Source organism: Paraburkholderia tuberum STM678, assembly GCF_902833905.1.
In the GTDB taxonomy this organism is placed as follows: Bacteria; Pseudomonadota; Gammaproteobacteria; order Burkholderiales; family Burkholderiaceae; genus Paraburkholderia; species Paraburkholderia tuberum.
This window is the reverse complement of record NZ_CADFGP010000002.1, coordinates 15,907-30,339: the sequence shown is the minus strand read 5'-3', so window position 1 is coordinate 30,339 and position 14,433 is coordinate 15,907. Positions and strand designations below refer to the sequence as shown.

General features: G+C 66.8%; 11 protein-coding genes. 7 read left to right on the top strand and 4 right to left on the bottom strand.

From position 1 onward, the window contains the following. Nucleotides 1-271: 271 nt before the first annotated feature. From HWY30_RS01760 to HWY30_RS01740, 5 genes are all read left to right on the top strand, one after another. Nucleotides 272-1,642, top strand: coding sequence for a hypothetical protein (locus HWY30_RS01760; protein ID WP_090808244.1), 1,371 nt, complete (start codon nt 272-274; stop codon nt 1,640-1,642). Nucleotides 1,643-1,805: 163 nt separating this feature from the next. After that, complete coding sequence (locus tag HWY30_RS01755) at nt 1,806-1,964, top strand: hypothetical protein (RefSeq protein WP_167368734.1); 159 nt, start codon at nt 1,806-1,808, stop codon at nt 1,962-1,964. Between the two features lie 497 nt (nt 1,965-2,461). Beyond that, nucleotides 2,462-2,767, top strand: a complete 306-nt coding sequence (locus tag HWY30_RS01750; RefSeq protein ID WP_090808246.1) for a hypothetical protein — start codon at nt 2,462-2,464, stop codon at nt 2,765-2,767. 213 nt (nt 2,768-2,980) lie between these two features. After that, nucleotides 2,981-3,856 (top strand): 3-hydroxyacyl-CoA dehydrogenase family protein, encoded by an 876-nt coding sequence (locus tag HWY30_RS01745; protein WP_244144759.1) that lies wholly within the window; start codon nt 2,981-2,983, stop codon nt 3,854-3,856. Nucleotides 3,857-3,966: 110 nt separating this feature from the next. Beyond that, the gene (locus tag HWY30_RS01740) at nt 3,967-4,578 is read left to right on the top strand and encodes a flavin reductase family protein (RefSeq protein ID WP_090808250.1); all 612 of its coding nucleotides are present in this window, start codon (nt 3,967-3,969) and stop codon (nt 4,576-4,578) included. A gap of 37 nt (nt 4,579-4,615) precedes the next feature. On the opposite strand, the gene HWY30_RS01735 is transcribed toward HWY30_RS01740, so the two are convergent. Then, a complete protein-coding gene (locus HWY30_RS01735) occupies nt 4,616-6,049 on the bottom strand; it encodes a polyhydroxyalkanoate depolymerase (protein WP_090808253.1) in 1,434 nt (477 codons plus the stop codon). Nucleotides 6,050-6,276: 227 nt separating this feature from the next. Here HWY30_RS01735 and HWY30_RS01730 point away from each other — a divergent pair, with 227 nt between their 5' ends. Further along, a complete protein-coding gene (locus tag HWY30_RS01730; protein WP_090810346.1) occupies nt 6,277-6,930 on the top strand; it encodes a glutathione S-transferase family protein in 654 nt (217 codons plus the stop codon). A 44-nt stretch (nt 6,931-6,974) separates the two neighbouring features. Here the strand turns inward: HWY30_RS01730 and HWY30_RS01725 are convergent, their stop codons facing one another. The 3 genes from HWY30_RS01725 to HWY30_RS01715 form a co-directional block, all read right to left on the bottom strand. Beyond that, entirely contained in the window at nt 6,975-8,948 is a 1,974-nt protein-coding gene (locus HWY30_RS01725) for a methyl-accepting chemotaxis protein (protein ID WP_090808255.1), read from the bottom strand. A gap of 191 nt (nt 8,949-9,139) precedes the next feature. Then, nucleotides 9,140-11,776: a heavy metal translocating P-type ATPase gene (locus tag HWY30_RS01720; RefSeq protein ID WP_090808257.1), complete on the bottom strand. Its 2,637-nt coding sequence runs from the start codon at nt 11,774-11,776 to the stop codon at nt 9,140-9,142. Nucleotides 11,777-11,870: 94 nt separating this feature from the next. After that, entirely contained in the window at nt 11,871-12,518 is a 648-nt protein-coding gene (locus HWY30_RS01715; RefSeq protein ID WP_090808258.1) for an FMN-binding negative transcriptional regulator, read from the bottom strand. A 344-nt stretch (nt 12,519-12,862) separates the two neighbouring features. Here HWY30_RS01715 and HWY30_RS01710 point away from each other — a divergent pair, with 344 nt between their 5' ends. Continuing rightward, a complete protein-coding gene (locus tag HWY30_RS01710) occupies nt 12,863-14,281 on the top strand; it encodes a DUF1254 domain-containing protein (RefSeq protein ID WP_167368735.1) in 1,419 nt (472 codons plus the stop codon). Nucleotides 14,282-14,433 lie beyond the last annotated feature (152 nt).

The following is a 14,433-nucleotide window of genomic DNA, read 5'->3' as shown; positions in this document are numbered from 1 at the left end:
AAGTGATCATCACGCTGCATCGCGTGTCGAATGCGGAATGCGGAATGCGAGTCGATCTGCGCTCGCCTTCGGCAATGAGAGGGCGTGCGGGAATTCCAGGGCGACGACGCGAGGTCGTGAAAGGCGCGAGGCGCGCGAAAGGGCGCAAATCGACGGGGAATGGCTTCGGCACGGGCGGAGCGCCATGCGACAATGCTGGCTCTAAATATTCCAATGGCAATGACAAGCGGCATCCGGCGCCCCGTTCCTGGCGACGACCGCTTTTTCCTCTATGGCAGATTCCGTAGCATCCCCGCAGTCCATGCCCCCGCGCGTCGCTTCGAAGAAGCAGCGCCAGGGCGCCGTCTCCACCGAAACCGAAAACAAGCTGGCGCGCGCGGCGCGCTCGGCGCAACGCCTCGCGCAACTGAGCGGCGTCGCGCGCGACGACAGCACGCTCGACCTGTTCCCCGACGATCCGACCCGCGCGACGCTCGAGGCGATGAATATCGACGTCCGCCAAGGCACGCTGCACGGCTTTGAACTGCCGGACGTGGTGCTGCAGGCGGTCGGCGTATTCGATGAACACGGGTCGCTCGACAAAACTGCGCGCCGCGCACCGCGTGCGGCGAAGCTGGATGCGCCGATGCCGGTGAACGGGCTGTTGAGCGGGTTTGACGTCGAGCCGGTGATGGCGGTTGCGGATGCGTCTGCAAACAAGCCCGCAAACGAGCCCGCGAACGGCGCCCCCGACGGCTCAGCGCCGAACGCCGCAGCAAACACCGACCACAAGCCCGCGGCAACGTCGCGTGAGCCATCCGCGCCGCCCAGTTCGGCGATGGCCGCCGCGACCGTCGCGCGCAGCGTGACCGCGTTGCGCCAGGCGGCCGAAGCGGAGTCGGCTGCGACGGCGGGCGCGGGCAAGCCACAGCAGCGTTTCGCCGCGACGTTCGCGAAAGCCGCGACGGCATCGCGCGATGCAGCGGCGGCTACCGCCCCGGCTTCGCTTGCAACGTCCGCTGCGACCGACGGCAGTAGCATGAGCCAGTCCGCCGACGAGCCCGCGACGCGTACGCAATCCGCCTCGCCAGAGGCCGTGACCACGAAACAGGACGACAAGCTCTCCGCCACCGCGCAGTTGACGACACCCCGGTCCTCGTCCGCAGACAACCACGCCGGATTCGCCACTTCCTCGCGTGACGCGCGCCGCACCGACGCGGCCGCCACCGCGCTACGCTCGGAGCCGGAACTCGACCGCGCGCGTGCCACCGCGTTCGCCGATACGGTCGATGCGCTCTATGGCGTGATCGCCGATCAACGCCGCGCCGCGACCGATCATTCGCGGCGCGTGAAATGGATGCTGTCGATCGTGGTCGGTGCGCTGCTGGTGACAGTGGCGATCGGCATCGCGCAGACGCTGCTGCTGATGCGCCTCACGCGCGAGACGACGGCCCAGCAACACCGCATCGAACAGATGATGCAGAACCAGCAAGCGGCGATGGTGAGCCTGCTCGACGCGCATGCGGCGACAGCGAACGCCGCCTCGGCGCCCGCCGCCACGACCCCCACCGCAGCGCCCCCCGCCGCGCCCCTACAGCCCAGCGCGACGCCGACGCGCGCGAGGCACGCTCCCGCTTCGCACCGGCGGCCGCCGAGTCACTAAATCGGGGACGTTGTCGCGATGCAACGCCTCCCGGCCCAATGACATCGCGGCAACCCGCCGCAGCGAAAATTTGCTGCAGTGCACTAGCTTTTCTCTAGGGAAAACCCCTATAATCACAACTAAGGGAAAACCCTAGCAACGCAGTCACTAACCGGGAGTCGCCATGAGCTACATCTTTGCACTGTTCCAACAGGTCAGCGACCTCTTTGCGTCGCCCCATCTGCCGCTGGATTCGGACTACTCGTACGCAGCGCGTGCCCGTGAAGCAGAGCGTCTGCGCCGCGCGCAGGCCACGCTGTTCGGCATCAAGCTGACGGACTAAAAACCAGCCGCACCCTCCCGAGCGCGCGACAACGCGCCGGGGCGCGCACCCCGAGTGCGCTTTTCATTGAGCCACTATTCGCGAAATGCGGATCGTGGCTTTTTGTTTTTTGGGGCTCTCTTATCGCGATGCACCATTGCGCGACGAGACAGACGTATCAGCGCCAGGCCCCAGTGTCTGTCCGACTCCTTGCGAATTATTTCGGGGCCGAAATGAATGTAACCACCTTTCGCGCTGATTCAGCGAGTCGAATGAAAGCATTGCCCGTAAACCTTCGTTGAATGAAGCGCGAAAGCGACACCGCGCTTCCATCAACAGGCCCCATCTATGAAATGCTCGCTTACAAGTGCTAACGTCTTCACGCGATTCGGGCCGCTAAAGTGAGTCTCAAGCGTACGGCGTCTGGTTCGGCTCACAAGCGAAGCGAACGAAGCGAATCGCACGATCCGAGCAAACACGGACGCTGGCCTGGAATAAAACTTTGACGGGAGGTCATTATGAAAAACTTTGGCAAGGCATCGCGCTCGCTGATCGCAACGCTGCTCGCGGGCGGCGCACTCGTCGCGGCTGGTAGCGCATTCGCGCAAGACCGCGTGATCGTCGAACACGGTCCGGCACCAGTCGTGTACGGCCAACCGCATATGATGCCGGTGGGCGTGTCGATCAACATCGGCTGGCACGGCGATCGTTACTGGGACGGCCACCGCTACTGGGAGCACGACGAGTGGATGCGCCATCATCCGCACGACTACGATCCGCACCACCGCGGCGACGATCACCGCACCCCGCCCCCGCGCTACTAAAGCGCGCCTGATGGCGTCGCAACAGGCGGCGTAAGTCCACGAAGCCGGTCTTCCCTCGAGGGGAAGGCCGGCTTCGTCGCATTTGGACGTGCGAGTCCGACCGTGGTATTGCGCGTGCTGCGCTATGCTTCGGGGCTTTCATCAACGGCAGCGGGAGCGCGTGTGGACAAGACGACACAGGATGTAGCGATAGGGGTGGTGGGCACGGGACTGATGGGCGTCGGCATTGCGACGCAGGCCGCGTTGCATGGATACCGGACGATCGTTCACGACGTTGATCCGGCGCGACTCGCGAGCGTCGCGCCGAAAGCGCAAGCCGTGCTCGACGAACTGATCGACGCGGGCCGTATCGACGATGCTGCCAAACAGGCGGCGCTCGCGCGCATCGAAACCAATGCGCAACTCGATGCGATCGGGCAAGCGCGCTTCGTGATCGAGGCGATTCCCGAAGTGCTCGAACCCAAACACCGCCTCTACGCGACGCTGACCAGCCTGCTCGCCGATGATGCGATCCTCGCGAGCAACACCAGCGGCTTCCCGCCCGACCAGCTTGCCATCCCGCTGCGCGCGAAAGAACGCTTCGTGATCGCGCATTTCTGGAACCCGCCGCACATGATTCCGCTCGTCGAGGTCGTGCCGGGCACCGAGACCGCGCTTGAAGTCGTGCGGCAAACCGCCGGACTGATGAGCGCGATCGGCATGGAGCCGGTCGTGCTCGCGAAGGCGATTCCGGGCTTCGTCGGTAATCGGCTGCAGTTCGCGGTACTGCGCGAGGCGTTGCACATCGTGCGTTCGGGGGCAGCGACGCCCGAGGTCGTCGATCGCGTGATGAAAGCTTCGCTGGGACGTCGCTGGGGCATCGTCGGACCATTCGAGGGCGCGGACATGGGCGGACTCGACACGTTCGTCGACATCGCGTCGCATCTGATGCCGAAACTCGCGAAAGACGAGGACGTGATCGATCTGCTGCGCGCGCAGGTCGACGCGGGGCGTGTCGGCGTGCGCAGCGGCGCGGGGTTTCATGACTGGGATGAAGCGCGCATCGCGCGGGTAAAGGACGGGCGCAAGCGCGTGATCGGGCGCGGCTAGTGCGGTATAAATAGCCGTTCCGTGCCTGGTACTCCGCCGCTTTTCGCGCTAACTGCCACACGCGTCGCAAGCGAACCTAAATCAACTCCAAGCCAGCCCCAAGCCACTTCATGCCTCACTACTTCTACGACCCCGCCGCCGGTCACGGCCTCCCGCACGATCCTTTCAAGGCGATCGTCGCGCCGCGGCTGATCGGCTGGATTTCGTCGCGCGATGCCGAAGGCACGCTCAATCTCGCGCCATACAGCTTTTTCGGCGCGTTCGCGACCTTTCCGCCGATCATCGGTTTTAGCAGCGAGGGCCGCAAGGACAGCCTCGCCAACATCGAGGCGACCGGCGAATTCGTTTGGAATCTCGCCACCCGGCCGCTCGCGGAGCAGATGAACCGCTCGTCGGCGCCGGTCGCGCCGCACGTCGACGAGTTCGCATTGGCCGGGCTCACGCCGGCGCCGGGCCGCAACGTGGCGGTGCCGCACGTGGCCGAATCGCCGGCGGCGCTCGAATGCAAGCTGCTGCAGATCGTGCGTCTGCATGATGTCGACGGCAAGCCGATGGACAACTATCTGTCGCTCGGCCAGGTGGTCGGCGTGCATATCGACGACGCGTATCTGAAGGACGGCCTGTTCGACACGCACGCCGCGCAGCCGATCATGCGCGCGGGTTATCGCGCCGACTATGCGCAGATCGGCGAGATGTTCCAGATGATCCGGCCAACGGCCTGAACTGGCCCTCAGCGGCTTCCGCTGAGTAGCGGATCGCTCAGGGTGTCACCGGCGGCGGCTTGCGTGGGGACTGCGCGGACGTTATTGCCGCGGAGTCACTGTTGCCGCTCCCGCCCACGGGCGCATCCACTTCAACCTCGACGACCGCAGCCGCGACCGGCGCGGCCGCCGTGACTTCCGCCGCAATCGCCGCGGGCACCGGCTGGATCGGGCGCGCACGCGAGCTGACGAGCACCGCGCGCGGTTCATTGTCGTAAATCACGGCCCGCACGCGCGGATAAATCTCCCGCTCCCAGCGACGTCCGCTGAACACGCCGTAGTGGCCGACGCCCGTTTGCACGTGATGCGTCTTCAGATACGGCCGCAGACGATCGCACATGTCCTGCGCGGCGAGCGTCTGACCGACCGCGCAGATATCGTCCTTTTCACCTTCCACGGTCAGCAATGCGGTGCGGCGAATCTTCGACGGCTCCACCAGACGCCCCTCGACTTCGAGCGCGCGTAACGGCAGCGCATGCTGCTGGAACACGGTGTCGACGGTCTCCAGATAGAAGTCGGCGGTCAGATCCATCGTCGCGAAGTACTCTTCGTAGAACGTGCGAATCGTGTCGGCTTTCTGCGGATCGCCCTTGCCGCGCTCGTAGTACATCGTTTCGAACGAGTCGGCGTGGCGGCTCGGATTCATCGCCATGAACGCGGCCAGCTGCACGAAACCCGGATACACGCGACGCTGCGCGCCGGCAAACCCGAACGGCACCGCGCTGATCAGATTGCGCTCGAACCACTCGATCGGCCGGCTCCTGGCCAGTTCGTTGACGCGCGTTGGATTGGTGCGCGTGTCGATCGGGCCGGCCATCAGCGTCATGCTGGCCGGCTGCGCGGGATGGTCGTCGGCGGCCATCAGCGCGACGGCGGCGAGCGCCGCGACGGTCGGTTGACAGACCGCGAGCAGATGCGTGCCGGACCCGATCGTCGCGGTGAAGTCGATCACGTGGCGCACGAATTCATCGAAGCCGAAGCGGCCTTCGCCGAGCGGCACGTCGCGCGGGTTGTGCCAGTCGGTGATATAGACGTCGTGCTCGGTCAGCATCGTGCGCACGGTTGCGCGCAGCAGCGTCGCGAAGTGGCCCGACATTGGCGCGATCATCAGCACGCGCGGCTGCGGCGTTGAAAGCACGGCGTCCTTGCGAAAATGCAGCAGCGAGCAGAACGGCGTGCGCGCGACGACTTCCTCGACCACCGCGACCGGCTCGCCTTCGGTGACGACGCTATCGATGCCGAACGGCGGCCGCTTCGGCGTGAGTCCGCCGAGCATCAGAAGTTCGCACGTCGCGCGCAGCGAGCGTCCGTGCGGCGTAGCGGCGAATGCGGACCACGCATCGAGCGAACGGTTCGCCAGCGCCGCGCCGTGCCGCAACGGTAGCAGCAGGTCGGCGCAGGCCTGATAGGCAGGATAGGCGAACAGATTCATACTTTCACTTGAATGCGCTGGAAAGACAGGAACTCGAATAAAAGCAAGTGGTGCGCCAGGCGCTGGCGCGCGTTGCCCTGTATCGCGTCATATCTGCGTGGGTCGGCATATCACTTGCATGCGTAGGCGAAATGGGCCGGCCTTGCCGCGTTTTGGTGCGCGCGCGCACCGCGGCGTGCATGGGTGCAGGCACGCGCGGCGCGATGCCCGATCTGGAGGACACACGTATGGGAAATACTACGCTCACGATAAGCAGCAGGAATTATTCGTCGTGGTCGCTGCGCGGCTGGCTGCTGACGAAGTTCAGCGGCTTGCCGTTCGAAGAAATCGTGGTGCCGATCGACGACCCCGCGACGCGCGCCGAACTACTGCTGCTGTCGCCGTCGATTCTGGTGCCATGCCTCGTACACGACGGCGTCAAGGTTTGGGACACGCTGTCGATCGCCGAATATCTGCACGAGCTGAAGCCGCAAGCCGCGCTGTTGCCGCACGAGATCCGCGCCCGCGCGCATTGCCGCTCTATCTGCGGCGAGATGCATTCGGGGTTTGCGTCGTTGCGTTCGGCGCTGCCGATGAACCTGAAGGCGCATTTCCCGGGCTTCAAGGTATGGGCGCGCGCGCAATCGGATATCGAGCGGATCGTGACGATCTGGCGTGAATGTCTGAAGGAGTACGGCGGCCCGTTCCTGTTCGGCGAGCGGACCGCCGCGGACGCGATGTACGCACCGGTGGTTACGCGTTTCGTGACCTATGACGTGCAACTCGATCCGGATATGGTCGAATACGGGCAGCGCATCATGGCGCTGCCCGAAATGCGCGAGTGGATCGCGCTCGCGCGTCAGGAGGTCGAGGAGATCGATGAACTGGACGTCGAGTTCTGAGCGCGGCGGCCGCCGTCCGCCGCCGTCCACATTAAGCAGATCCGTCAGCCGCGCTCGCCTTCGAGCTTGAACACGCTGACCAGCTGCGCGAGCCGCGCAGCTTGCTCGCGCAACTCGGCCGCCGCGGCTTGCGCATCGACGACGATCGTCGCATTCTGCTGCGTCGCCTCGCCGATCTGCGTGACCGCCAGGTTGACCTGCTCGATGCCGCCCGACTGCTCGCGCGACGCGACATTGATCTCGCTCATGATCGCGCGGACCTGACCGACCTGAGTGACGATTCCCTGCATCGTCGCGCTCGCTTCTTCGGCAATGCGAAAACCGCTGTCGACGTTCGCGCTCGACGCCGCGATCACCCCCTCGATCTCCTTCACCGCCGCCGCGCTGCGCTGCGCGAGCGCGCGCACTTCCGACGCGACGACCGCGAAGCCCTTGCCGTGCTCGCCCGCGCGCGCCGCTTCGACGGCCGCGTTCAACGCGAGGATGTTGGTCTGGAAGGCGATGCCCTCGATCACCGTCGTGATCTCGGCGATCTTCTGCGACGAGCGGCCGATCTCGCCCATCGTCGACACCACGCGCTCGACCGCGCGGCCGCCTTCGAGCGCGGCGTCGGCGGCGTGGGTGACGAGGGTGTTCGCTTCGGTCGCGTGATCGGCATTCTGCTGCACGGTCGACGTGATCTGCTCCATGCTCGCCGCGGTCTCTTCGAGGCTGCTCGCCTGGGTCGCGATGCGCATCGCGATGTTGCCGCTGCCGGTGGCGATCTTCTCGGTGCCCGCCGACATGTCGGCCGACGCGTTGCGCACCTGCGCGACGATGCGCGCGAGGCCTTCGCCGATGCCGTCGATCGCCAGCATCAGGCGGCCGATCTCGTCGGCGCGCGCGCGGCCGTGCTGCGCGACGCGCACGCTCAGATCGCCCGCGGCGAGACGCTCCGACGCACGCGCGGCTTCGTCGAGCGGACGGCTGACGAGCCGCCGCACCGCGACGAGGAACACGATCGCGAACAGGCCGACCAGCGCGAGGCCGAGCAGCAGGAAGGCGTTGCGGGTGCGCACGACCTCGGCCATCACTTCGTCGCGCGGCGCGACGCCGCCGACGAGCCACTGCCACTCCGGCACCGTGACGAACGACACGAACTTGTCGCGCGCGTCGCTCTCGCCGAGCGTCGCGTCGGCCGAGCGGTAGTCGAGCTCGCCCTGCTTCATGTCGAGCATGCGCTGATACGGCGCGTTGGCGTCGTCGGCTTTCTGGCCCGCGGCGGCCGGATGCACGAGCAGCTTGCCGCGCTCCGCGCCGCTCGACGCGTCGAGCACGAAGTAATAGCCGCTCGCGCCGATCTTCAGCGCGTGAATGCCGTCCTGGACCGACTGGATCTCTTTGTCCACGTCGACGCCGACGAACAGCGCGCCGATCACGCGGCCGCTCGCGTCGGCGATCGGCCGGTACTGCGTGATCATGCGCTTGCCGAACAGCATGGCGAGGCCGGTGTATGAGCGGTTTGCGAGCAGCGGCGCATACGCCGGCCCCTTGCGGTCGAGCAGCGTGCCGACCGCTCGGGTGCCGTCCTGCTTCTTCAGCGAGGTGGTCACGCGCACGAAGTCGTCGCCGCTGCGCGCAAACACGGTCGCGACCGCGCCGCTGCGTTCGAGGAACTGGTCGGGAATTGTGAAGTCGAGATTCAGCACCTTGCCGCCGGCCTTGAAAGTCGGCGTCGCGGTGCTCCCGATGTCGACTTTCTGCGTGTCGTCGAGCGAGAAGTCGGTGGGCAGGAAGCTCGCGAACAGCGCCATCGACCGATCGACTTCGGCCGACAGCGCCTTGTCGAACAGCTCGATCATCGCGGCGATCGAGCGGTCTTTTTCGGCGATGCGGGCGAGCACCTGGTCGCGCACCTGGTCGCCGGCGGCGTGCGCGAACGCCCACGCGAAGGTGCTGAAAATCAACGCGACCAGCACGCACGAGAGCACGGCAAGCCGCGCGCCGACGCTGGCGCGGCGCAAGAAGAGAGAGTTCATGGGCAGGCGCGAAAAGGGGACAGGCGACGCGCGGGGCGGGCATGGCCGCGAACGGCATCGATTTACTGGTTTACGGCTCGGGAGACGGCGGCTTTAGGGCGACTGAAAGCCGCCCGTAATGGGATGAAAGGGGCCACAACGGGCCCCCGAAAGAAGGACGAGGCGGAATGCGAAAGGTGTCGCTGCGTTGCTCAGCGCACCGGATCGACGGTTCGGCCGGGCGCGCTTCGCCACGTCCGCAGTAACAACGCATTGGTGACGACGCTGACGCTCGAAATCGCCATCGCCGCGCCCGCGAGCATCGGATTCAGCAAGCCGAACGCGGCCAGCGGAATGCCGATCAGGTTGTAGACGAATGCCCAGAACAGGTTCTGCTGGATCTTGCGCCAGGTTCTGCGGGAGATGTCGATCGCGTCGGCGACGAGCGCCGGGTCGCCGCGCATCAGCGTGATGCCGGCGGCGTGCATGGCGACGTCGGTGCCGCTGGCCATCGCGATGCCGATGTCGGCGGCGGCGAGCGCGGGCGCGTCGTTGATGCCGTCGCCCGCCATCGCGACGATGCCGGCGTGGCGCATCTTCAGGTCGCGGATCACGCGGGCCTTGTCGTCGGGCAGCACCTCGGCGTGGAATTCGTCGATGCCGAGCGCCCGCGCGACGCTCGCCGCACTGCGGCGGTTGTCGCCAGTCACGAGCACGCTGCGGATGCCCATCTGCGCGAGCCGCGCGACGGCCGCGCGCGCGGTCGGCTTCACCGTGTCGCCGAACGCGATCAGCGCGAGCGCTTCGGGGGCGTGAGGCGCGCGCGTCATCAGCCACGACACCGTGTTGCCGGCCGCTTCGAGTGCCTGCGCGCGCGCGGCAAGCGCGCTCGGCAGCGCGAGGTCGAGCTCGCGCAGCCAGCGCGTGCTGCCGAGGGCGAGCGTGCGGCCGTCGACGTCGGCTTCGACGCCCCGGCCGGCGACGGCGCGAGCGGCGGTGGCGCTTGGCCCGCCCTTGTGTTCGCCGGCCATTTGCCCGAGCTGAGCCTCGTGCGCGCGCATCACCGCTCGCGCGAGCGGATGATCGCTATGCCGCTGCACCGCCGCCGCGAGCGCGAGCGCTTGGTCGCGGCTCAAGCCGCCGATCGGCTCGAACGCCGTTACCGATGGTTGGCCGAGCGTCAGCGTGCCGGTTTTGTCGAACGCGACAATCGACACGCGATGCGCGATTTCCAGCGCTTCCGCGTCCTTGATCAGCACGCCGTGGCGCGCGGCGACGCCGGTGCCGGCCATGATCGCGGCGGGCGTCGCGAGGCCGAGCGCGCACGGGCAGGCGATCACCAACACCGCGACCGCGTTCAGGATCGCGGTTTGCGCGCCCGCGGCGGCGAGCAGCCAGCCGATCAGCGTCAGCGCGGCGAGCGCGAGAATCGTCGGCACGAAGACTTCGCTGACGCGGTCGACGAGCCGCTGGATCGGCGCCTTCTCGGCCTGCGCGCTTTCGACGAGCCGGATGATGCGCGCCAGTGTGGTCTCCGCGCCGATCGCGGTGGTCGTCACCACGAGCGCGCCTTCGCCGTTGATCGAGCCGGCCGTAACGGCGTCGCCGGTCTGTTTCGGCACCGGTAGGCTTTCGCCGGTGATCAGCGCTTCGTCGATATGCGTGCGGCCTTCGAGCACCGCGCCGTCGACCGGTACGCGCTCGCCCGGCCGCACGATCACGACGGTGCCGACCCGCACCTGCGCGAGCGGCACCTCACGTTCGCCGGCGCCGTCGCGGATGCGCGCGCGCTCGGGGCGCAGCGCGTTGAGCGCGCGGATCGCGTCGGTGGTCTGGCGCTTGGCGCGCGCCTCGAGCCACTTGCCGAAGCGCACCAGCGTGATCACGACCGCCGATGCCTCGAAGTACAGATGCATCGTGTCGGCCGGATGCATCGCGAGTTCGTAGACGCTGATGCCGTACGCCGCCGATGTGCCGAGCGCGACCAGCAGGTCCATGTTGCCCGCGCCGGCGCGCACCGCGCGCCAGGCTGCGCGATAGAAGCGCGCGCCGAATATGAACTGCACGATCGACGCGAGCACGAATTGCAGCCAGGCTGGCAGCATCGCGTGGAGGCCGAACCATTCGCCGAACATCGGTGCGACGAGCGGCAGCGTCAGCAGCGCGGACGCAACGACGCTCGCGAGGTCGCGGCGGGTTTGAATCCGTTTGCGGTCGACGACGGGGGCGTGGGTCGTGTCGAGGATGTCGCTTTCGTCGCCGGACGCGGCGATAGCGGCCGTTGTCTCGGCTGGAGCGGCTGCAGCGGGCGGCGCGCTCAGCGTCGCTTCGTAGCCGGCTTTCCTGACGGCGGCGATCAGCGCGCCGCTATCGGCGGATGCGGTGCCTTGCGGATGAGCGGTGGCGGTTTCGGTCGCCAGATTGACCGACGCGCGCGCGACCCCAGGCACCTTCGCGAGCGCTTTTTCGACGCGCAACGCGCAGGCTGCGCAGCTCATGCCGCCAATCTCCAGTTCAATGGTTCCCGGCGTCGCGGCGGGTGTCGCGGTTTGCGTCGCGCTTGGCGCGGCAAACTCGGCGTTCGCGACCGGCGTCGCTTCGTATCCGGCCTTGCGCACGGCATCGGCCAGTTGCTGAGGCCCGAGCGTCGCGTCGCTTTCCACGCGGGCGCGCTCGGTCGCGAGATTCACCGACGCGCGCGCCACTCCCGGCAGCTTGGTCAGTGCTTTTTCGACGCGGCTCGCGCAAGACGCGCAAGTCATCCCGCCGATATCGAGTTCGACGACGCGCGTGGGCGAAGAAGAAGCGGCAGCGTCGGCGGGACGCTGCGGGTTGGCAAGTGCGGTCATGGCAGGCGAGGCTCGTGGCGGCATTGGGCCGCATCGTGAATCCAGTATCGACCTTCCCATGACGGGAAGGTCAAGGCTGATTATCCGGCCGCCGTCAGAACGCCGGCGGCGCATCGAGCATCGCCTGTCCCACCGCCTTCTGTTGATCGCCGTCGCGCGCGAGCAGCGTTTGCGCGGCGCCGCGCCGGTCTTCGGCCGCCTTGTTCTGCCCGAGCTTCCATTTGCCGACGAGCCGCGTTACCTCGATCTCCATACCGACGATCGCGCCGAGCATCTGCGCGATGTAGTCAGCGGGCGCGTCGCCCATCTTCCATGGCACCGGCTCGCCGGCTTCCATCTCGCGCGTGAGTCGCGCGACGAGACCGCGCACGAACGATTCATCGTCATGCACCACGATCCTGCCATGTGCATGCACGACCATATAGTTGTAGGTCGGCACCTGCTTGTGCGTTTCGTGTTTGCTCGGATACCAGCTCGGGGAAATATAGGCGGTCGGCCCCTGGAAGATCACGAGCGCTTCGGGATGGGTCGCGGCTTCCTGCCAGACGGGGTTCGCCCGCGCGACGTGCGCGCGCAGCACCAGACGTGACGAATCCGCCGCATCCGCCTGCGCCTCGAACGGCAGATGATTCGCATCGAGCCCGTTGGGGCCGTGCGTAATCAGCGCGCCGAACGGGTGCTCGGCGATCAGGCGATGAAGAACCCCTGGACGGTTCTCTTCGAAATGGGCGGGCATGTACATTGAAGTATTCCGAATGCAGGACGACGAAAGAGTGGAGGCGAACGGCCAAGCTGTCGGATCGACGAATGCGCGAATCAAAAAAGCATGGCGCGCTCGCGCGAGCCGTTGGCGCGGGAACATAATGTGACAGCGACGCCGATTGTCACATCGGTGACGCGCCTGCGCGCTGTCAGCCACAATTCCCCGCTTTGTGCTTGCCTGACTAGCAAGGATACGATACAACGCGATGTTGTCGGAATCGCAATCCGCGGACTCGCTGCGCAGTGTTTCGGGAGAACCGCGCATGCACCAGGCGCTGCACACCGGCATCCCCCATAGGACTGCACGTTCCGCACTCTGAACGAATGATAAAAAATCTCCGAGAACTGTTTTTGCTTCAACGAACCTGCGCGTCGCTCGCGGGTCTGGCACTGCTGGCCAGCTGTGCGTCGACCCCCACCGCGACGCAACAACGCACCGGCTGGATCAAGGACGAAGTCGCCGACTCCTACGTATTCGGCTATCCGCTCGTGCTGATGAGCGCCGCGCGCGATGCGGCGGTCGGCACCGAGCCGGGTCAGGCGCCTTTCAACACGCTGCGTCACGCGCAGGCGCTGCCGCCGATCGGCGCGACCAATCCGCCGCAGCCGAGCCTCGACACGCTCGACTCGACCGGCTGGCTCGACCTTGCCGCCGAGCCGGTGATCTTGGCGCTACCTGATTCGCATGGCCGTTATGTCGATGCGCGCGTGCTCGACATGTGGACCAACGTCGCGTGGTCGACCGGGCCGCAGTTCGCCGCGGGCACGGGCACCGTGAAGGGCTTGCGCGCGCAGACGATCGCGTTCGTCGCACCGGGCTGGAAGGGCGAGCTGCCGAAGGGCGCAAAGCGCGTCGAAGTGCCGACGCGCAACGCATGGATCAGCGTGCGCATCCAGTCGAACGGCGCGCGCGATCTGAACGCGGTGCGCAAGCTGCAGCACGCGATCCGTCTGGAGCCGCTGAGCGTGTTCGTCGGCGACGCGGAGCCGGCGGTGCCGCCGCCCGGTTACGCAAGCGGCGTCGCGGGCCCGAGCGGCACGCCGGCGCAGCAGGTCGCCGCGCTCGACGCGAGCGGCTTCTTCGGCCGTCTCGCCGACGCGTTGCCTGACAATCCGCCGACACCGGCCGATCCGCACGCGCTCAAATTTCTCGCCGATCTCGGCGTGACGCCGGGCGATCCTGTGAAGCTGCCTAAGTCATCCGATGCGCTCGCGACCGGTCTCGCCGACGGTCGCGATCGCGTCGCGACGCCGCCGTCGAATCTGCTGAGCGCGAACGGCTGGAGCTGGTTCGGCGATGCCGTCGGCAACTACGGTCCCGACTATGGATTGCGCGCGTATGCGGCGAGCACACAGTTGGGCCTCGGTACGAAGGACGACGAAGTACGCGCGTTCGTCACGCAGGACAGCGACGGCAACACGCTGAACGGCGCGAATCGCTATGTGATCCACTTCGCGGCGAACCAGCTGCCGCCGGTGCGCGGTTTCTGGACGATCACCGCGTATACGAAGGATGGCGCGCTGAGCGAGAACGCGCCGGCGCGGCTCGCGGTTGGCGATCGCAATGGCGCGCGCCGCAATCGCGATGGTTCGCTCGACGTGGTCGTGTCGTCGACGCGCAGCCGAACCGGTAACTGGCTGCCCGCACCGCGCGCGGACATGCAACTGGTGCTACGCCTGTATGCGCCGAAGCCGCAAGCCACCGACGGCAGCTGGCAGCCACCCCCGGTCGTGCGGCAATGATGTGAACGGCGCGCGGGCAAACCGCGCGCCGGCCGGTTTCGTTATCTGACGCTCGCGAAAATCTCGTTCGCGGGAAAGCCAGTCAGTCAGCAGCACGAATCGTCAAGGCGGGCCTGACATTCCTGTCTAACCATTGATTCACGCCTTATACT